Annotated in this window: 21 protein-coding genes; 10 read left to right on the top strand and 11 right to left on the bottom strand. The window is 60.4% G+C overall.

Going from position 1 to position 18,996, the window contains the following annotated elements:
- Window positions 1-10 precede the first annotated feature (10 nt).
- The gene (locus BUA36_RS06045) at window positions 11-712 is read left to right on the top strand and encodes a helix-turn-helix transcriptional regulator (protein ID WP_072782309.1); all 702 of its coding nucleotides are present in this window, start codon (window positions 11-13) and stop codon (window positions 710-712) included.
- Here the strand turns inward: BUA36_RS06045 and BUA36_RS06040 are convergent, their stop codons facing one another.
- Entirely contained in the window at window positions 713-2,095 is a 1,383-nt protein-coding gene (locus tag BUA36_RS06040; protein WP_229255622.1) for a YfcC family protein, read from the bottom strand. It lies immediately after the preceding gene.
- Window positions 2,096-2,097: 2 nt separating this feature from the next.
- Entirely contained in the window at window positions 2,098-3,171 is a 1,074-nt protein-coding gene (locus BUA36_RS06035) for a succinylglutamate desuccinylase/aspartoacylase family protein (RefSeq protein ID WP_229255621.1), read from the bottom strand.
- A 251-nt stretch (window positions 3,172-3,422) separates the two neighbouring features.
- On the opposite strand from BUA36_RS06035, the gene BUA36_RS06030 reads away from it, so the two are divergent.
- The 3 genes from BUA36_RS06030 to BUA36_RS06020 are packed head-to-tail and all read left to right on the top strand — an operon-like array spanning window position 3,423 to window position 8,408.
- On the top strand, window positions 3,423-4,364 hold the full coding sequence (locus BUA36_RS06030) for a MurR/RpiR family transcriptional regulator (RefSeq protein WP_072782302.1): 942 nt from the start codon (window positions 3,423-3,425) through the stop codon (window positions 4,362-4,364).
- Between the two features lie 25 nt (window positions 4,365-4,389).
- Window positions 4,390-7,134, top strand: a complete 2,745-nt coding sequence (locus BUA36_RS06025; RefSeq protein ID WP_072782300.1) for a TonB-dependent receptor — start codon at window positions 4,390-4,392, stop codon at window positions 7,132-7,134.
- Between the two features lie 53 nt (window positions 7,135-7,187).
- Window positions 7,188-8,408, top strand: a complete 1,221-nt coding sequence (locus BUA36_RS06020; RefSeq protein ID WP_072782297.1) for a cyanophycinase — start codon at window positions 7,188-7,190, stop codon at window positions 8,406-8,408.
- Here BUA36_RS06020 and BUA36_RS06015 read toward each other — a convergent pair.
- Window positions 8,386-8,670 (bottom strand): FlxA-like family protein, encoded by a 285-nt coding sequence (locus BUA36_RS06015; protein ID WP_072782295.1) that lies wholly within the window; start codon window positions 8,668-8,670, stop codon window positions 8,386-8,388. The genes BUA36_RS06020 and BUA36_RS06015 overlap by 23 nt on opposite strands.
- A gap of 114 nt (window positions 8,671-8,784) precedes the next feature.
- Here BUA36_RS06015 and BUA36_RS06010 point away from each other — a divergent pair, with 114 nt between their 5' ends.
- The 6 genes from BUA36_RS06010 to BUA36_RS30920 all read left to right on the top strand — a co-directional run bounded on the left by BUA36_RS06010 (window position 8,785) and on the right by BUA36_RS30920 (window position 15,404).
- A complete protein-coding gene (locus BUA36_RS06010; protein ID WP_072782292.1) occupies window positions 8,785-9,678 on the top strand; it encodes a MurR/RpiR family transcriptional regulator in 894 nt (297 codons plus the stop codon).
- A 127-nt stretch (window positions 9,679-9,805) separates the two neighbouring features.
- The gene (locus BUA36_RS06005) at window positions 9,806-10,984 is read left to right on the top strand and encodes a polysaccharide lyase family 7 protein (RefSeq protein ID WP_084560014.1); all 1,179 of its coding nucleotides are present in this window, start codon (window positions 9,806-9,808) and stop codon (window positions 10,982-10,984) included.
- 2 nt (window positions 10,985-10,986) lie between these two features.
- Entirely contained in the window at window positions 10,987-11,826 is an 840-nt protein-coding gene (gene gspK / locus BUA36_RS06000) for a type II secretion system minor pseudopilin GspK (RefSeq protein WP_072782289.1), read from the top strand.
- 109 nt (window positions 11,827-11,935) lie between these two features.
- On the top strand, window positions 11,936-14,260 hold the full coding sequence (locus BUA36_RS05995) for a GH92 family glycosyl hydrolase (RefSeq protein WP_072782286.1): 2,325 nt from the start codon (window positions 11,936-11,938) through the stop codon (window positions 14,258-14,260).
- A gap of 54 nt (window positions 14,261-14,314) precedes the next feature.
- Window positions 14,315-14,644, top strand: a complete 330-nt coding sequence (locus BUA36_RS05990; protein ID WP_072782283.1) for a DMT family transporter — start codon at window positions 14,315-14,317, stop codon at window positions 14,642-14,644.
- A gap of 136 nt (window positions 14,645-14,780) precedes the next feature.
- Complete coding sequence (locus BUA36_RS30920; protein ID WP_072782280.1) at window positions 14,781-15,404, top strand: PEP-CTERM sorting domain-containing protein; 624 nt, start codon at window positions 14,781-14,783, stop codon at window positions 15,402-15,404.
- Window positions 15,405-15,452: 48 nt separating this feature from the next.
- Here the strand turns inward: BUA36_RS30920 and BUA36_RS31415 are convergent, their stop codons facing one another.
- From BUA36_RS31415 to BUA36_RS05950, 8 genes are all read right to left on the bottom strand, one after another.
- Window positions 15,453-15,584: a hypothetical protein gene (locus BUA36_RS31415; protein ID WP_255490671.1), complete on the bottom strand. Its 132-nt coding sequence runs from the start codon at window positions 15,582-15,584 to the stop codon at window positions 15,453-15,455.
- Between the two features lie 51 nt (window positions 15,585-15,635).
- Entirely contained in the window at window positions 15,636-15,905 is a 270-nt protein-coding gene (locus BUA36_RS05980) for a hypothetical protein (RefSeq protein ID WP_139260358.1), read from the bottom strand.
- A gap of 27 nt (window positions 15,906-15,932) precedes the next feature.
- Window positions 15,933-16,286, bottom strand: a complete 354-nt coding sequence (locus BUA36_RS05975) for a hypothetical protein (RefSeq protein ID WP_072782274.1) — start codon at window positions 16,284-16,286, stop codon at window positions 15,933-15,935.
- Complete coding sequence (locus BUA36_RS05970; RefSeq protein WP_084560013.1) at window positions 16,283-17,074, bottom strand: hypothetical protein; 792 nt, start codon at window positions 17,072-17,074, stop codon at window positions 16,283-16,285. The genes BUA36_RS05975 and BUA36_RS05970 overlap by 4 nt, the downstream gene beginning before the upstream one ends.
- Before the next feature lie 121 nt (window positions 17,075-17,195).
- A complete protein-coding gene (locus BUA36_RS05965) occupies window positions 17,196-17,495 on the bottom strand; it encodes a YciI family protein (RefSeq protein WP_072782271.1) in 300 nt (99 codons plus the stop codon).
- Complete coding sequence (locus tag BUA36_RS05960) at window positions 17,492-17,869, bottom strand: glyoxalase superfamily protein (RefSeq protein ID WP_072782268.1); 378 nt, start codon at window positions 17,867-17,869, stop codon at window positions 17,492-17,494. Before BUA36_RS05960 ends, BUA36_RS05965 begins: the two co-directional genes overlap by 4 nt.
- Before the next feature lie 9 nt (window positions 17,870-17,878).
- Entirely contained in the window at window positions 17,879-18,253 is a 375-nt protein-coding gene (locus tag BUA36_RS05955; protein WP_229255620.1) for a VOC family protein, read from the bottom strand.
- Between the two features lie 76 nt (window positions 18,254-18,329).
- Window positions 18,330-18,956 carry a hypothetical protein gene (locus BUA36_RS05950; protein ID WP_084560012.1) on the bottom strand — a complete coding sequence of 209 codons (627 nt, stop codon included), beginning with the start codon at window positions 18,954-18,956 and terminating at the stop codon, window positions 18,330-18,332.
- Window positions 18,957-18,996: the final 40 nt, after the last annotated feature.

Raw genomic sequence — 18,996 nt, 5'->3', positions numbered from 1 at the left:
TTTTGACTTCATGAAACCAGTTGCATTGGCTGCCGAGCGCGCAGCCGTTATCAACGCCTTGCGGCCCATCGTCCACATGCTGGCGGCGATGGCCGGGCCGCATCTGGAAGTGGTGCTGCACGATGTGAGCAAGCCGGAAAATTCGGTCATCGCCATCGCCATCGCCAACGGCCATATTTCCGGCCGCAGCGTAGGCAGCTCGGTGCTGGAAGGGCCGCAGAACGACAAGGGTTTTGCGGCCGCCACGCGGATTAAATCGCAGGATGGCGCCGTGCATAGCCTGGTCGAGGATTATGTGACGGTGACTGCGGATGGCCGCGAATTGCGCTCCGCCTCTGCCATCTTCCGCGATGCAAGCGGCGAACCGTTTGCGACGCTATGCCTGAATGCCGATATGTCGGGCTTTCAGGCAGCGCATGGCTGGCTGTCGCAGATGCTGAAGCCGGTGGTGCAGCAGGCCCCTGTGTCCACGCCGCCGGCGGAATCGCAGATGGATACGCTGATGCAGGAAATTATCAGTGAGGCTGTCGGACCGGGAGGCAGCGCAGCAGCCCTGACGCGCGAGGAAAAGATACAGGCGGTCAGCGCCATGCAGCGACGCGGCCTTTTCATCGTCAAGGGAGGCGTGGAGCGCGCGGCAGCAGCGCTGCATGTCTCGCGCTTCACGGTCTACAACTATATGGAGCAGCTGCGTCGCCGCGAGCATGGCTGATTATTGCCACTCCATCAGGCATGGAGGGAGCAGCAATAACAAGGCCAAAGCTGCATAGGCAATTTGCAGCGGTATCATCCAGCGTGCCCAGGTGAGCCAGGGAATGCGCGCCAGTGCGAGCACACCGACTGTAATGCCGGACGTCGGTATCATCGGAGTGGTGAACTCGCCGAACTGATACGCCAGCACTGCCGTTTGTCGCGTAACGCCCACCAGGTCCGCCAGCGGCGCCATGACAGGCATGGTCAGCGCCGCTTGCCCGCTGCCGGAGTGAATGAAGAAATTGATCACGCTTTGAATCAGGAACATCTTTTGCGCGGCAAACACCGCGCTGGTCGAGGCGACCAATGGCATCAACGCGTGCAGCAAGGTGTCAATGATGTGTGCATCGCGCGCCAGCACCAGCGCGGCGCGGGCCAGCGCGATGACCAGTGCGGTGCCTACCAGATCCCTTGCACCGTGGATGAAGGTGGCGACCAGCGTGTCTGCATCGATACGCCCCGCAATGCCCGTTGCTATCGCCATCGCCAGAAACAATGCGGCAATCTCCTCGATAAACCAACCGTAGTACATCACGCCCACTACCATGGCGCCCAGTGTGGCGGCAAAGATCGTCAATACCAGTCTATGTCTGCGGTTGAGCGCGAGGTGGTCGCCGGCCGGCATGCTCAGTCGCTTTTCCTGATCGAGTGCATAGGTCGGGCTGTGCGTGGGATTGGCTTTGATGCGGGCGGCATACTTCATCAGGAACGCAATGGTGAGCGCCGTTGCCAGCAGCCAGACCAGCAGGCGGTATCCGATACCGGAAAATATCGGTATCCCGGCGATGCCCTGGGCGATGCCGACGTTGAACGGGTTGAGAAAGGCGGCGGCAAAGCCGACCTGCGAGCCGACAAAGGGGATCGCCACGCCGACCACTGAGTCATATCCCAAGGCCAGCGCCAGTGGCACAAACAGCAGGACAAACGGAATAGCCTCTTCGTTCATGCCAAAAGTGGCGCCGCCAAGCGAAAACATGGTGACAAACACCGGTATCAACGCCGCCCGCACGACAGGCGAGCGCGTATGGGCGCGCGCGATGGTGTGGATCAGCGCTTCGACCGCATCGGTTTTTTGCAGTACTGCGAAGGCGCCGCCGACGATCAAGACAAAGCCGATAATCAGTGCTGCTTCCGTGAAGCCTTTGATCGGAGCTGTCAGTAGCTGCACCACTCCTTGCGGCGCCGCGGCCACGTAATGAAAACTGCCGGCGTCGACCAATTGTTTACCATTCACCATGTGGGTGTCGTAACGTCCCCCCGGCACTATCCAGGTGGCGGCGGCGATCAGGATGAGTATCGAGAACAGCAGCACGAAGGTGTGCGGTAGCTTGAATTTTTTCATGGTCATAGGCTCAGTAGTTTGCCTTCGCGGAAGGCATCGCGGCCGGCGACCTTGCCAATATTCATCCCCCGCAGCACGTGCCGGTACCCACTGCGAGCGAAAAATACGCCCGCCACTTCTGTACGCAAGGGTGTGGCCTGGCCGCTGACAGGATCGATCAGCTCGGCGATCACGTCACCCGCTTCGACGCGCTCCCCTAACTGGCGCCGGTAGAGCAGGATGCCGGCGTGCGGCGCCAGCAATGGCTGCACCGCTTCCAGCGCCGTGGCGGCGCACAGGGGCTGCGGTATGGCCTGATTCTCGTCGAGCGCCAACGCGCCGTTCAGCGCCAGGTATCGCAGGATGGCGTCGGCGTCCGTCTCGGCCAGTGCTTCACTGACATCGCGTTCGCCGCGCAGCTCGATCGTGGCGGCAATGCAGGCGGCAGGAATCGGATAGCGGTCGCCGAAATGCCGCGCCAGCTCCCACCACAGACGGCTGCAGGCCTCGTCAAACGGCTCACCACCGGATGCGGTTGTCAGCAAGGTGGCGTGTGACTGCATCAGCGCTGCCAGTGGGGCAATGGCGCCGGCCAGTGGCGTGCCGCTGTAAATATGCAGCGCAGCCTCGTTGTCGCAGTGCAGATCGAGCACGATATCGGCGTCAATCGCCAGCCCGAGCAGCGTCTTTTTAAGGGTTTCGCTATCGTCGGCTGGCCGCCAGTCGGCCAGCGCTGCGCGCGCATGGCGCCGGACGATACGGACATTGGCCGCTGCATCGCTCCCCAATTGCCCTGTCAGCATGGTTTTCAGCTCTGCCGCTACATGCTTGTAGGCCCGGTTGAAATTGATGCCGGTGCGCAGGTCAAAGCGGCCAAAGGGTGCGCCATGCACTGCCTGTGCCAGTCCGATGGGATTGGCGGCTGGGACCAGCACGATTTCTGCGCGCAGCTTGGCCTCCGCCTCCAGCGCAATGAGCCGGCGGCGCAAGAACTGCGCGACCAGCATGCCGGGCACTTCATCGGCGTGCAGCGATGCCTGGATGTAGACCCGCTTTTCGCTAGCCGGACCAAAGTGAAAACTGTTTAGCTCATACACGGCGCTGCTATGCGGTGCGGATATTGCGTGTCTCTGCACTCTCATGGTGATCGGGTGCCCAGGTTTGGGGCATGGTGGTTGGGATGCGGTCGATTATGTATCGAAATTTTCACAAAGTAAATCGATGTAAATAAATTTACAGAAAATTGTTGAGTTTTGTTTTTGGCGTTGCTACAGTTGTCTGCAAATAGAGTTCCGTGTTTTCCGAAAATGTAAGTATCCTTACACTTTTCGGAAAGGGAGAATCAGGCATGAAATCAGTAAGTACGGCAGAAGTGGCTTTTGCACATTCCGAGCTCGGGCAACGCTTGTCCGGCGTGCTGGCGGAAGGTTCGGTGTCCAATCGGAGCATCGCCGATTATTTGTTGCGTAATCCGTTACGTGTGACGGCGCTGAAAATAGATGAGATGGCCGAAGTGTGCGAGGTGTCGAACGCCACGATCAGCCGGTTTGCGCGCGATATCGGCTTTGGCAATTATGCCGCCATGCGGAGCGCGGTGGCGGAAACCCTGCACACGGAAATGCAGCCGGTGGACAAGCTGCGCCACACGATTGAACACCGCAAGGGCACGGTCTGGCCGGGCGACGAAAGCATGGAATACGCGTTGGCCAATATCAGCAATACGCGCAACGCCCAGTCGCAGCAGGAGATGAAACAGGTGGTGCAAAAACTCAGCAAGGCGCGCACGGTGTATGTGCTGGGGTTCGGCCTGTCGTCCCATCTGGCGGGGCTGTTGACATTGCATCTGCAGCCGTTCTGCCATCACGTGGTGGAGGCGGCGGCGGCGGGCGGCACCGAGGTGGCGGCAGGGCATTTGGCGCATATCGGAGCGCATGATGTACTGGTGGTGATTTCCTTCCCGCGCTACGCGCTGGATGTCATCCGGTTGGCTCAATATGCGCGTGACCGCGGCGCTTGCGTGATAGCGATTACCGATGCGCCGGCATCACCGCTGGTTGAGATGTCCGAGCATGTGCTGTACGCCACCAGCAGCCATGCTGTGCTGCCGAGCAGTGCGACGGCAGCGGTTGCCGTTATCGAGGCGCTGGCCGTATCGCTGATGGTGTCGAACCAAAACAACGTAGAAAAAGCTGCGCGGCTGACCGAGGCGATTTCCGCCTATCTGTACGGCGCGGCAGGAAGCAACACCAGGAAGGTGAAGAAGCGCACCGCCAGGAGCGGGGCCACATAACGGCAATTTCAACAGGGGAGTGGGAATGAGTCTGCATCAGAAAAAAATAGCAATCAGGCTTGCGGCAGTAGGTGTTACGGCAGCGGTGGTGTTGCCGGCGCAGCAGGCGCAGGGGCAGGAAGACACGCAGAAGATCCAGCGCGTGGAAATCACTGGCTCCTCCATCAAGCGCCTGGACGCGGAAACCGCGTTGCCGGTGCAGATCATCGGGCGGGACGACATCGACAAGAGTGGCGTGACCACGGCCGCCGAACTGCTGAAAAATATCAGTGCCAATACGGCGCCGTTGTCGGATGGCGCCAGCATCACGGACGGCACCTCGGGCCAGCGCGGCTTTAATGGCGCCAATTTGCGCGGCATCGGCGTGTCGTCCACGCTGGTGCTGCTGAACGGCCGGAGGCTGGCCAATTTTGCCTCGCCAGGCGATAACGCCGGCGTCGATCTGAACAATATTCCGGCGGGCGCGATTCAGCGCGTGGAAGTGTTGAAGGACGGCGCATCGGCCATCTACGGCACCGACGCCATCGGCGGGGTGATCAACTTTATCACCCGCAAAGACTATACCGGCGTCGAGGTGAACGCCTCGGCAGCCGGCACGCAGCAGGGCGGCGCTGGCAAACGCACCGTCAGCATGAGCGCTGGCTATGGCAAATTGCAGGACGACCGTTTTAACCTGTTTGGCGTGCTCGATGTGCAGAAGCTCGATGCCCTGCGCTCAAGCCAGCGCGACTTTATCAAGGAACGGCCACTGGCCGCCAATCTGCCGGCCCTGATGTCCAGTAATACGTATCCGGCCAATATAGATATCACCAGCGCCCAGCGTAACGCGCTGATTGCCGCCGGCGTATTGCCCAAGGGAGTCAGCGCCAATCGCATCAATCCCAGTGCCCCGGGCTGCGCACCACCAGCGACGGTGTATGCGCCCAAGGGCCCGGGTGGCGCCCTGGGATGCAGCTACGACTACATGGAAGATACTGAAATCTATCCCGAGTCGAGCAAGATCGGTTTCATTGGTCGTGCCACGTTCCAGGCCAGCGCAGACCATCAGGTCTTCCTTGAACTGGTGCAGTCGGAGGCTAAAAGTGATTATGTTCTGAGTCCCAACCCGCAGCGCATCCGCAATTTGCCAATCGGCCTGCTGCCAGCGCAATACCGTGCGGCGCTCAGCGCGCCGGGGTTGCCGGCGACGTTCAGCGGTATCCGCTACCGCATGACAGAGGCGGGCAATCGCACCAACCAGGTGACCAGCGAGGCCCAGCGCGTCGTTCTCGGCGCAACCGGCACCATCGCTGACTGGGACTATGACATCGGCCTGTCGCGTGCCGAAAACCGCGCGGTTGACAAGTATGTCAATGGCTATGTCCTGTACGACAAATTCGAAGCGGGCGTGCGCAGCGGTGCAATCAATCCGTTTGGCCCCTCGTCCCAGGCCGGACTGGATCTGATTAACAGCATCAAGGTCAACGACGAGGCGCGCAAATCCAAGGGTACCTCGACGGCAATCGACGGCAAGGTATCGACCACGCTGACGACGCTGGAGGGCGGCGACCTGGGTCTGGCGATCGGTGCCGAGGCGCGGCGCGAGCGCGCCACTTTCACACCGTCGGCGCTACTGCTGTCAAATAATATTGCAGGGGACCGCGATACCGGCCTCACCGCGGGCTCCACCACGGACCTGGTAGCGACTGACGATGGCCGTACCGTGGCCTCGGTTTATGCGGAGATTAACGCGCCGCTCACGCGGCAACTGGAATTGCAGGCGGCGTTGCGCTACGACCGTTATAGTGAAGTCGGGTCGACGATCAATCCCAAGTTGGGCGTGCGCTGGCAGCCTGTCAAGCAGCTGGTGCTGCGTGGCTCGGCTGGTACCGGCTTCCGCGCCCCGTCGTTATCGGACCTGAAACGTCCGACCACCTACGGTAGTGCGTCCAGCTTCCTTACCGATCCGGAGTGCGTGAAAAATGGATTGGATAGCATCGACGGCTGTACTGATCAATGGCCGGTGGAGCGCCGCTCGAACCCGAATCTGAAGCCGGAAAAATCACGCCAGTTCTCGCTGGGCGCGGCACTTGAGGCGGTGCCGGGCCTGAATCTGACGCTGGATTACTGGGATATCCGCAAGACAGACGTCATCAGTACACTGGGAGAGCAAATCATCGTCGACAATGCGGCCAAATATGACGGCAAATATATTCAGCGGGACAGTGACGGCTTCATCACCAACATTATTTTGCAAAAGGAGAACCAGGGCAAGCTCACCACCTCGGGCCTCGATCTTGGCCTTGACTACAAGACGGCCGCTGGCGCCGCCGGGCGTTTTTCGGTCAATATGACTGGCACGCTGGTGCTCAAATACGACCGTCAATTTGGTCCACTGGAACCGGTGCGCAGCAATCTGGGCTTGTTCCTCAACGATCAGGTTATCCAGAAATGGCGTCATCGCATCAGTTTCGGCTGGGATCGCGGACCGCTCAACCTGACCCTGGCCAACCAGTTTTCGTCAGGTTATACCGACCAGAATACGACTTACGATCCGGTCGCCGACAGCTTGTTGCCGTCGCGTCGCGTCAAGCCATACTCGCTGTGGGACCTGACGGGCAGTTGGGCTGTGAGCAAGCAGATGAAGGTGCGGGCTGGCATACTGAATCTGGCCGACACGGCGCCGCCGTATTCAAATCAGGCTTATTATTTCCTGGCAGGGTATGATCCTACCTATACGGATCCACGCGGACGCAGCGCATTTATCAGCGCAAGCTACGCATTCAGGTAAGTCGGGCCGGGGGAGTGCGGGAAACGCTCCCCTTTTTGAAACAGGGATAAGGTATGACGATTTTAGTAAAAGCGGTACGCCTGCTCGGAGTGTCGCTGTTAGCGCTGAATATGCAAATGTCCTGTGCGGCCGAGGCGCCGCCGCAAGGCAACCTGCTGATCGCGGGTGGCGCGATACGTGCCGATAACACGGTTGTATGGCAAAAACTGGTGGAACTGGCCGGCGGGCAGGGCGCGCGCATCGCGGTCATGCCCAGTGCTGCGGGCAATCCGGAGCGTTCCGGTAAAAATCTGGCGGCGACGCTGAACAAGTATGGTGCATCGGCGTTTGTGGTGCCGGTGGCGGTGCGCTTCAAGGACCGCAACTACCAGCGCGACGCGGAAGACGAAACGCTGGCGCGCGCCATCCGCGAAGCGGGCGGCGTCTATTTTGTCGGTGGCGACCAGGGTTATATCACCAAGGCGCTGGTGCGCCCCGACGGTAGCCGCACCGCCGTGCTGCAGGCGATCTGGGACGTGTACAACAAGGGCGGCGTGATCGGCGGCACCAGCGCTGGCGCGGCGATCATGAGCAGCACCATGTATTACGAAGCAAAGACGGTCCTGGGTACGCTGGCCGCTGGCGTCAACGATGGGCGCGAACTGGCGCCGGGCCTGGGCTTTGTCGGCACCGACGTGTTTGTGGACCAGCACCTGCTGGCGCGCGGCCGCTTTGCCCGCATGCTGCCGGCCATGCTGAAGAAGAACTACAAGCTGGGACTGGGCATCGATGAAAACACCGCCATGGTCATCAATTCAAAACGGGAAGTTGAAATCATCGGCTATCAGGGCGCGTTGCTGCTGGACCTGACCCAGGCCACCACCAATGGCGACGTCAAGGAATTCAACCTGACCAACGCCCGTATCAGCTATCTGGATCATGGTGACCGCTATAACCTGGCGACCGGCCAGTACACGCCATCGGCCGACAAGATCGACGGCAAGCTGGATGCCAGCAAGCCGTATCTGAACGAGCAGGTATATTCGGCCGATATCCTGGGCCACAACACGGTGCTGGTGATGATGGAAAAGCTGATTACCAACGCGCGTACCGAGGCGATAGGCGTGGCGACCGCCATGCCGGGCGAGCCGCAGGATGATCTGGGATTTGAATTCAAGCTGACGCGCGATGCCCGCAGTGCGGGCTACGAGTCAGCCACGGCGGACGCTTACAGCATTCTCAATCTGCGCATGGATGTGCGCCCGGTGCATATTACGCGGCCTTGGTATCGTTGACTTTCTCGCGCAGCTTCTGCTTGCGCAGTTCTTCCTGCTGAATGTTGGCGATCTGCTGCTCCTGCATCTCGATCAGGCGCTGCAGATCCATGATCTGCTTCATCAGCATCTTCTGTTCATTGGGGTCGGTGGCTTTTTCCAGTTGCTTGCGCAGCGCCGTGAGCTGCTTGCGCAAGCCCCTGATCTGCGAGAGCAGCATACTGATCTGGTTCTGCACGGCGGGGCCGCCTGCGCGCGCGCTGCTTTCGATTGATAAGGCCATGATGTACTCCATAGTGTCGTTGTTTAGGTAAGGCGGCCACTTACGGGTAAATACTAAGTTCACAGTTGCCTGAAATGTACGTATGCTTGCACCTTTTTAAAAATCGAGTGCGGCATGACTTCAGGTAAATCAGTTCCGGCGGACGTCGCGTTTGTGCAATCGGCGCTGGGCAAGGTGCTAGCCACGGTGCGCGCCGAGGGATCTGCCTCCCATCGCAGCATCGCCGACTACCTGATGCGCAATCCCATGCGCGGCACCGCGCTCAAGATCGAGGAGATGGCAGACGGCTGCCAGGTTTCCACCGCCACCATCAGCCGTTTTGCGCGCGACATCGGTTTTGCCAGCTACGGCGCGATGCGCAGTGCGCTGGCCGAAACGCTGCACACGGCCATGCAGCCCGTGGAAAAGCTGCGCACCTCCATTGCGCGGCGCAAGGAAGCGCTGTCGCCGGGCGAGACCAGCATGGAGTATGCGCGCGTCAATCTGGCCGCCGCGCAGGACGCCAACAGCCAGCAGGTGCTGGACATGGTGGCGCGCCAGATCAGCGGTGCACGCACGGTGTATGTGCTGGGGATGGGCATGTCGTCCAGTCTGGCCGCGATGCTGGCGCTGCACTTGCAGCCGTTTTGCCAGCATGTGGTGGAGATGGCGGGGCCGGGCGGCGCCGAGGTGGCGGCCGGCCATCTGGTGCACATCGGACGCGGCGACGTGCTGGTGGCGCTGTCGTTCCCGCGCTATTCCGCCGATACCATGCGGTTTGCCCAATTCGCCCGCGATCACAAGGCCCGCGTTGTCGCGATTACCGACGTGCCGTCCGCACCGATGGTGGCGTTGGCCGACCAGGTGCTGTACGCAAGCAGCGCACACGGCGTGCTGCCCAGCAGCGGCGTCGCCACCGTCGCGGTGATCGAGGCACTGGTGGTGTCGCTGATGGTCTCCAGCAAGGCCAACGTTAAAAAGGCGGCGCGCCTGACGGAAGTGATTGGTGAATATTTGGTAAACGTTTAATTTATAAAATTAGCCTTAAATATTGAGTTGTTGCGTAAACCACGCGAACGATAGAAAAACGTTTACCTTCATTTTGAGCTTGAGTATGCTGACCCTGCATTAAAAACAACTTTACAGGGGACACACCATGCTGAAAATATCTGCTGTCGCTTTGCTTGCCAGCGCGATGCTGGCGTCGTTGCCGGTCCTGGCGCAGACCAGGCTGACAATACCGAACGCCAATGTCTCGGCCAGTTCCAGCGATTCCAACCTGCCGGTGAACGCGAACGACGGTTCGCTGGCCACGCGCTGGTCGGCCGACGCCACCAATGGCGCGCAGTGGCTGCAATACAATCTGGGCGGCTGCTACAAAATCTCGTATGCCAATCTGGCCTGGTACAGCGGCGACTCGCGCAAGTACAACCTGTCGCTCAAGATCTCCAACGACGGCAATACCTGGACCGATGTCTTCAACGGCACCAATAGCGGCACCACGGCGCAGCTCAAGCCTTACAGTTTTGCCGACCGCTCGGCGCGTTACGTGCGCCTGCAGGCGACCGGCAGCAACGTCAATAACTGGGTCAGCTTGTCGGAGATGGAAATCTGGACCAATGGCGCCGGCAGCTGTTCCGGCCTGAACCCGAACCAGCCGCCCGGCGGCAATTTCGACCTGTCGATCTGGCAGCTGCAATTGCCGGTCGGTTCGCCAGGTTCACCGGAGACCAAGACGCCATCGCAACTGGAGGGCGGCTACACCAGCGCTTACTTCTACACCGATACGGATGGCGCGATGACGTTCTGGTGCCCGGAAACCGGCGTGACCACGCCCAACTCCGACCATCCGCGCTCCGAACTGCGCGAGATGAATGCCAACGGCAGTGCCGCCAATTGGGATATCGCCGGTACGCACATCATGAATGCGACGGTGAAGGTGGTCAAAGTCCCGAGCAGCACGGCCATCGGGCAGATCCACATTGGCACGGCGCTGCAATCCGGGCTGCCGTCGTCGACCAAGCCGCTGCTTGAGCTGTACTACCGCAGCAGCGGCGACATCGTGCTGGGCATCGAAAACAGCCCGGCCGGCGGCCAGACGCCACATACGCTGACCAATATCCCGCTGAATACGACCTTCACTTATCAGATCAAGGCCACCAGCAGCACGATTACGGTGTCGATCAATGGCACGCCGTATTCCTTCCCGCTGCCACAGAGCTTTATCGGGTATGGCGAGTATTTCAAGGCGGGGAACTACATCCAGTCGAACGGCACCGATCCAAACAACGGCGCGCTGGTGAAGTTCTATGCCTTGAACGTATCGCATAACTGAGCATGAAAGGCAGTCAGCGCGGCGTGGCCGTGGTGACGGCCTTGCTGCTGACGGCGCTGTCGGTCACGCTGGTCACTGGCATCTTCTGGCAACAGCAGATTCTGGTGCGCGGCATGGAGGGGCAGCGCCAGCGCCTGCAAGCCCAGTGGCTGGCGCGGGCGGGGCTGGACGCGGCACGCCTGTCGCTGCTCGACGATACGGCGCACAGCAGCGTCACGGCACTGGATGGGGCATGGAGCACGCCGCTGCTGGAGGAGACGGAACAGGGTGGCCGCCTTGCACAGCAGGTCGCGGATGCGCAGGGCTTGTTCAATCTGCGTAATCTGGCTGGCGCTGGCGGCATCGACCTGTTTCAGGTGACGGCATTTGCCAGGCTGCTGTCGGCACTGAGGCTGGAGGCGGCGCTGGCGTACAGCATTGCCGAGGCGCTGGCGGCCGATCAGAAAGGACCGGTGATCCAGCAGCTGGATGATTTGCGCGGCGTGCGTGGCCTGAATGACGAAGTGCTGGAGCGTTTGCGTGGCTTTGTCGTGATCCTGCCTGCGCAGACGGCAATCAACGTCAACACCGCACCGCCCGAGGTGCTGACCTCGGTGGTGAATTTCTCGCTGAACGATGCGCGCCTGCTGGCCGAGCGCAGAAGGCAGGCGCACTTCAAGGGACCGAGCGACTTTGCTTTCCGCCTCAATGACAAGGAGACGCTGGAAGGCATTAACTACGGCGTCACCAGCGACTACTTTCTGGTGCATAGCACGTTGACGCAAGGCGCTGCCAAGCTGCAAACGGAGGCGCTGATCCGTCGCAGCGGCGCTGCCGCGCTGGTGTGGATGCGCTACGACTAGCCGGCTGTGTTTAGTGAACTCACTAAACAATCACACTCCCGGGGACGGGCGATTGACCGTGGCCTGGGCAAGCGCTATAAAGTTGCATCGTCTTGATAGCGAGTGCTGAATGAATGTGATTAAACTCTTCCCGGCTGGCGCACTGGCGCTGGCGCTGGCATTTCCTGCGCTGGCCTCTGCCCAGGCCACGCCTGCGGCGGCAGTCGATGTCTTTATCGGCACCGGTGGCGATGGCCACACCTTCCCCGGCGCCACGCGGCCTTTCGGCATGGTGCAGCTTAGCCCGGATACACAGGTGCGGCCGTTCCGGCAGAGCTATCCATGGGCGTCCGGTTACCGCTACGATGATGACTCCATCCTCGGTTTCTCGCATACCCATTTTTCAGGCAGCGGCCACTCCGACCTGGGCGATGTGCTGCTGATGCCCTATAGCGGCGAAACCAAGTGGGAGCCGGGCTACCCGGAACGGCCTTTCAGCGGCTACCGTTCGCGCTTCAGCCACAAGGATGAACGCGCCGAGCCGGGCTACTACTCGGTCAAGCTGTCGGACAACGAAGTGGATGTCGAGCTGACGGCGAGCGAGCGTGTGGGCTTGCATCGCTATCGCTACGCCAAGGGCGCGCAGGCCAAGGTCATGCTGGACCTGCGCAGCAGTATTTATGACTACGCCGCCAAGAACCTGTGGTCGCGCTTGCGCGTGCGTGACAACACGCTGATTACCGGCATGCGCGAGACGCGCGGCTGGGCGCCAGGGCGCCAGCTGTATTTTGCGATCCAGTTCTCGCATCCCCTCACTGCGCGCTCGCTGCGCAATTTTGAGCGTGACATCGAATACAAAGGCTTCGCCGGTCCGGGCAGCGGCCCTGGCGACAAGGTGGTCGTTGAAGGCAAGGCGCTGGCCGGCTCGCTGGAATTCGGCGTTCCTGCGGATGGCCAGTTGCAGGTCAAGGTGGCGATATCGGGCGTGAGCGAAGAGGGCGCAGTTGCCAACCTGGCCGAGATGCCGGGCTGGGATTTTGACGCCGAACGCAGCAAGGCAACGGCGGCATGGAACGAGGCGCTGGGTGCTGTCGCCATCGAAGCCGAGCCGGAGATGCGCAAGATGGCTTACACGGCGCTGTATCACAGCATGCTGGCGCCTAGCCTGTTCATGGACCGCGACGGCCGTTATCGCGGTCCCGACAACGAGGTTCACCAGGCCAAGGGCTTCCGCTACCATTCGACCTTCTCGCTGTGGGATACCTACCGCGCGCTGCATCCCTTGCTGACGCTGATACAGCCGGAACAGCGCAATGTGGACTTCGTGCGCTCGCTGGTGGAATCGCAGAAGGCCAGCCCTTACGGCATTTTGCCCGTGTGGCAGTTCCACGGCCAGGAAACCTGGTGCATGATCGGCTATCACGCCGTGCCGGTGATCGCCGACGCCTACATGAAAGGCCTGAAAGGCTTCGATGCCGAGGAGGCGTTGAAGGCCATGACCAGCAGCGCGGAATATGGTCCGTACGGCGGCCTGCAGCACTACATGAAGCTGGGCTATGTGCCGATCGATCTGGAACCGGAAGCCGCATCCAAGACGGTGGAATACGCGTTTGACGACTGGACCATCGCCCGCATGGCGGAGAAGATGGGCAAGAGGGATATCGCCGCGAAGTACTTCCAGCGCGCGCAGAATTATCGTAACTCGTTTGACGTCAAAACCGGCTTCCTGCGCGCGAAGAAGTCGGACGGCCAGTTCCGTGAGCCGTTCGATCCCGTGCTGTCCAACTTCGGCAGCGACTATACCGAAGGCAGCGCATGGCAGTATTCCTGGTATATGCCGCACGATAACGCGGGCCTGATCAAGATGCTGGGCGGCGACACCGCTTTGCAAAACAAGATCGACATGGTGTTCGATGCCAAGGTGGACGAGAACGTGTACGCGCATATGGAGGATATCTCCGGCCTGATCGGCCACTACGCCCACGGCAACGAGCCTTCCCACCATGTCGCCTACCTGTACAACTATGCGGGTGCGCCGTGGAAGACGCAGAAACGCCTGACCCAGGTGGTGGCGTCGCAGTACAACACGACGCCGGCCGGCTTGTCGGGCAACGATGATCTTGGCCAGATGTCGGCGTGGCTGGCCTTCACGGCGCTGGGCTTCTACCCGGTGGCGCCGGGCAGTAACGAGTATGTGATTGGCCGCCCATTCCTGGACAAGGCGGTGATGAATCTGCCGAATGGCAAACGCTTCACCATCCGCGCGGTTGGGCTGAGCAAGGAGAATATCTACGTGGCAGGCGTCACGCTGAATGGCAAGCCGCTGGCGCAGACTTTCCTGCGTCATGAGCAGATCACGGCCGGCGGCGAGCTGGTATTCACCATGTCGAGTCAGCCGAATACGGCGTGGGGCAAGGCCACCACTGCGCGCCCTTATACGCAGACGGCTTACTGATGACGTTCGCTCCTCTGTTCAGGCATACTGTGGCCTGAACAGAGGAGGAGTGCAATGAACAACTGGTTATGCCTGGCGATTGCGATTGTCGCTGAAACGATCGCCACATCTGCGATGAAGGCCAGCGATGGATTCACCAAAGCGGGGCCGTCCACCATTGTCATCGCCGGTTATGCAATCGCCTTCTACTTTCTTTCCCTGACCTTGCGTACGATACCGGTTGGCGTGGCCTACGCCATCTGGTCCGGCGTCGGCATCATCCTTATCGCGGCGGCGGGCTGGCTGCTTTACGGCCAGAAGCTTGATCTGCCAGCCGTCATCGGCATGGGCCTCATCATCGCCGGCGTCGTCATCATGAACGTGTTTTCCAAGGTCGGACACTGAGAAAATCACTGGAAAAAAAGCGCATCAGACTTCGGATAAATTTTTTTCTGTTTTTTTAAAACCTTTTCATCGTTGTCAGGAATATACGGTTGGTGCGCCCAGGCGCGCTTCCCACAACCCTATACGGACAACTGACATGAAAAAATTCCTACTGAAGACGCTTGCTGTTGCCGGCATCGCCGCTGCCGCGAATGCCCATGCTGTTACTGATCCAGCCAATGACTTCCTGTCGGTCTACACCGGTAGCAAGGATGCTGCGTTTGATGTGCTGTCTGCGGACGTCGGCTACAACGCGGCCACCAATGAGTTTGTGTTCCGCACCACGGCTGCCGGCCCGATCGCCGATGTCGCTGGCGCTGCTTATGTATTCGGTCTTGATGTGGGCGGTTCGAACAATGCGCCGTTTGCTTCCGTCGGCCTGCCTGGCGTGACTTTCAACTCGACGTTGACTTTGCGTGCCAACGGTACTGGCAGTGTAGGCGCCAATGCGGTTGCAACGCACATCGTTGGCAACCAGATTTTTGCGACGGTCGCCGCCTCGCTGCTGCCATCGAAAGGCCTGCTGCCGCAGGATTACACATGGACGGTCTGGTCGATTGATAGCCGTGTTTCGGGCCTGGGCCGCCTGGCCGATTTCGCGCCGGATGCCAACATCAAGGTGAGCGCGGTACCGGAACCGGGCACGTATGCGATGCTGGGCGCCGGCCTTGGCTTGCTGGGCTTTGTCGCCCGCCGCCGTTCGCGCAGCCAGCCGCAATAAAAAATGGCCCACTCCATCGCTGAAGTGGGCCACGCTGTTACTCAGGGCTTACAGGCAGCAGGCCAGCATCTTGATGCAGCAGATCACATCACCGCAGCAGCCGGCATTGGCTGCCAGTGCGAAAGCGGAGGTGGTCAGCAAGCCTGCTGCGACTGCGAGTTTGGCGATTTTCGATTTCATGTTAAGTCCTATCGGTATGGTTGAAAGAAGTGTGTCCGGGCCTGAGTGCGTTCAATCAGGCGGGGTCCAGACTTCTTCATAGCGGTCGGGCTGATACGCCGGAACGTGGGCGATGTAATCCCTGAACGTTGGCGTGGTTGATTCGATTGCCGTCGCGCCCATGGCGGCTGGTTGCATCGGGGCCGGTGCACAGCCCATATCAAGGCATTGCGCCACGCTGCATTGTTTGACGGGACAGCAGGTATGCACGGGCGCCATCGCATAGGCGGAGGAGCCTAGCAGGAAAAACAGCGCCAGCAGCAGAATGCGGATTTTGTGCATGCCGTATTGTATGCGCAATTCCCTGGTTCAGGGCTCCCGCTCCATCAGCTGGTATTTCTTCACCACGCCGCCCTTGTCGAACAGGATGGACAGTTCTTTTCGATTGTCCGCGCTGCTGACCAGCAGGTTCATATACGGGATGGAGTCTACCGTCTTTGAGTAGCCGACCTGGTACAGCCAGATCTCGTAACCATTGGGGAAGGTACTGATCGAGGCGGCGCCGAAGGTGCGGATGATGTCGGCCTTGGTCGATTTGCCGATGACGATGCTCTGTGCCGCGTTTTTTTGCGTCAGTGTTTTCACTGCGCCGTTGCCGGTCGATGCGCAGCCCACGATCGATGCGGTGACAATGAGGGCGGCGGCTAGTTTTACTCTGTTCATTCGGTGGCCTTGTCGTCGTCCATGTAGTCGAATTGCAGCAGGGTGTCGTCGGACCAGCCCTTTTCATACAGGGCCTTGAACTTCACCATGTAGACGCGCTCGCGCAGGAAGGTCCAGTCCTGCTGGCCCGCCATGACGGGGTATTCCGGTCCATGCAGCATGGTGGCCGGCATGGCGCTGCGGCGGTTGCCGTCGATCAGGGTCACGCTGAACAGCGCGCGGTCGGCGAAATTGAACATATTGATCGGCATGGAACGGCAGGGATCATCCATCTTGGTGATCATGATGTTGATTGGGTGATGGATGTAGGCCACCAGATCGCCTGCCATCGCCACTTTGCATTCGAGCAGCAGGTCGCCCAGGCGCTTGGCGTTGGGCGGCACGTTGGGGCTGCGGATGTCCGCGCGCCAGGTCAGGCTCTTGTCCTTGCGATTGGATCTGACCGTGGCATTGTCGTTGGCGGCATCGGCGTTGCGCGGCAGGGAGAAGGTCTGGTCCGCCGCCAGCGGCAGCGCGATTTTTGTATTGGCGCCGCTGATTTCCAGCGCCAGGCCTTCCATGGCAACGCCGGCCTGTCGCGGGAGCAGCTTGAAACGCAGCTCGGCGCCGGGCGCCAGATTGCGGTTTCTTTCGAAGATGTCCACGCCCGCCAGCATGCTGCGATAGGATTTTTCGTCACGGTCCTGTGCGGCGCCAGGGACCTCCACGGTGGGGCTGGCGGGTGTGTTTGCCTTGCCGGTATCGGCGGCAGCCGGTGCGAGGTAGCACAGGGCCAGCCACAGTGGCATTATAGTTAGCGTTCTCATTCCCCAACTCTAACTGCCGCCGCCGCGAGGCCGGCGGGAATCGTCAGAGTATTGCGAGGCAGTCCGCCTGGTACTCGCCTACGATGCTTCTGATGGCTGCGGTTTATTCCTCACGCGGCAGTTCGCGGATTTCCACGGTGCCGCCGGCTTCATAGGTCGGGTTACCGGCCAGGAAGTGGCGCGCGGCTTCCAGGCTGTCGGCGCGGATGCGGATGTAGCCGGTGAGTGGCGTCAGCGCGCCGGCCTGGCCTTGCTTGAAGGCCGCGCCGTGGCCGATGGAACTGCCGCCGTCGAACTGTCCCGAGGCGTGCAGTTGGCGGATGTAGTCGCCCCACAAACTGTTGTCGCTGGCTTTGGCGGCATCCTGCACGTCGTCGTGCATCAACAGGATGTATTCGTTCATGCGGAGATCTCCGGGTCGCGGTTGTAAAAGGTCAGGCGGTTGCCCGCCGGGTCCTGGATCGACATTTCGCGGCCGCCCCATGGCGCTTCTGTTACGCCGGGACGCGCGTGCCTGTATTCCTTGGCCAGCAATTCGGCCTGGTAGGCATCGACATCGGTAGTGGTAATGCGGATGGCGGCGCCGGGGCAGCAATCGCCGAAGTGGCCGGATAGCTGCAGCAGGCAGCCGTCCCTGGACACCTGCATGTACAGCGGGAAGTTGCCTTCAAAACGATGCTCCCAGTCGACCTGGAAGCCGAGAAAATCAACATAGAATTCGCGCGTCATGGTTTCGTCGAACAGGCGCAGGATGGGGGTGACAGTGCCCAGGCTCATGGCGTCTCCCTACAGATGCTGGTCGAACAGAACGGGATTGCCGTCCGGGTCCAGCACAATGAAACTGGCCGGGCCGGTGGTGGTTTCGTCGGCCTCGGCCTGGAATGTAACGCCTTGCGATTTGAGCTGGCGCTGGATCTCGCGCACGTCGGTGAAACCGTCCAGCGCCTGTGCGTTCTGGTCCCAGCCGGGATTGAAGGTCAACATATTGTTGGGGAACATGCCCTGGTACAGACCGATGACGTGGTCGCCGTTCTTCATGATGAGCCAGTTTTGCGCCGGGTTGCCGCCAAACTGGGTGAAGCCCAGCTTTTCATAAAACGCCCGCGAGGCTGCCAGGTCCTTGACTGCAAGACTGAGGGAAAACGCACCAAGCTGCATCATCTTTCTCCTTATCTGAATAGACCCATTACATAGCCAAGCCCGCCCATGAACAACAGATAGAACAGGACCGGCATTATCAGGAACCAGAACCTCGCCTTGTTTTTGTGGACAGTAAACGCTGTTGTCCCGCGCAGTAGCTGGTCCAGCATGACCAAAGCAAAAACACCAGCAACAGCATGCCGCCCGCGTCAGCGGCCTGCCAGGCTTGTGCATAATTGGGGTAGCTGACTGTCTGTATCAGCGTCCACAGCATCACCGGCAAGACATAGACCAGGTCCTGCAAGGCGCTGATCGAGCGTGCGCGTACTGGCGCGACGTCGCTGGCGCCCGACCACTCCAGACGCTTACGATACCACCAGCCGGCGATATACCACGACAGGATTGCGCTGACCATCCCGCCGCAGACCGCCAGCAGCCAGTAATGGCTCCAGGACGCAGTCATCCAGCTGGTCGTGACATCGAGATGCTCAATGTCACGATGCTGCATGCTGGTCTTGAGCAGATTCTGGTCGATGCGGCCCATCACATTGGTCATGCCGATGATGGCAGCGGCGATGAGGATGCCGCGGCGGTCCGATAGCAGGTCCGGCTGGGCGAAGTAGGCGCGCGGGGTAAGCAGCAGCGACACCAGGCGGTGCGGGCTGAAGACGGATGTGGAAGAGCCCGCGCCAGGCATGGCGCGGAGGCTATCGTCGCTGCTCATAAGTGCTGAATCCTGTGTTTATGTTGACAAGCTTAGCACT

Origin of the sequence: Duganella sacchari (genome assembly GCF_900143065.1) — a bacterium.
In the GTDB taxonomy this organism is placed as follows: domain Bacteria; phylum Pseudomonadota; class Gammaproteobacteria; order Burkholderiales; family Burkholderiaceae_D; genus Rugamonas; species Rugamonas sacchari.
The sequence above is the reverse complement of the archived record's forward strand: the minus strand, read 5'-3'. Positions and strand labels throughout refer to the sequence as shown.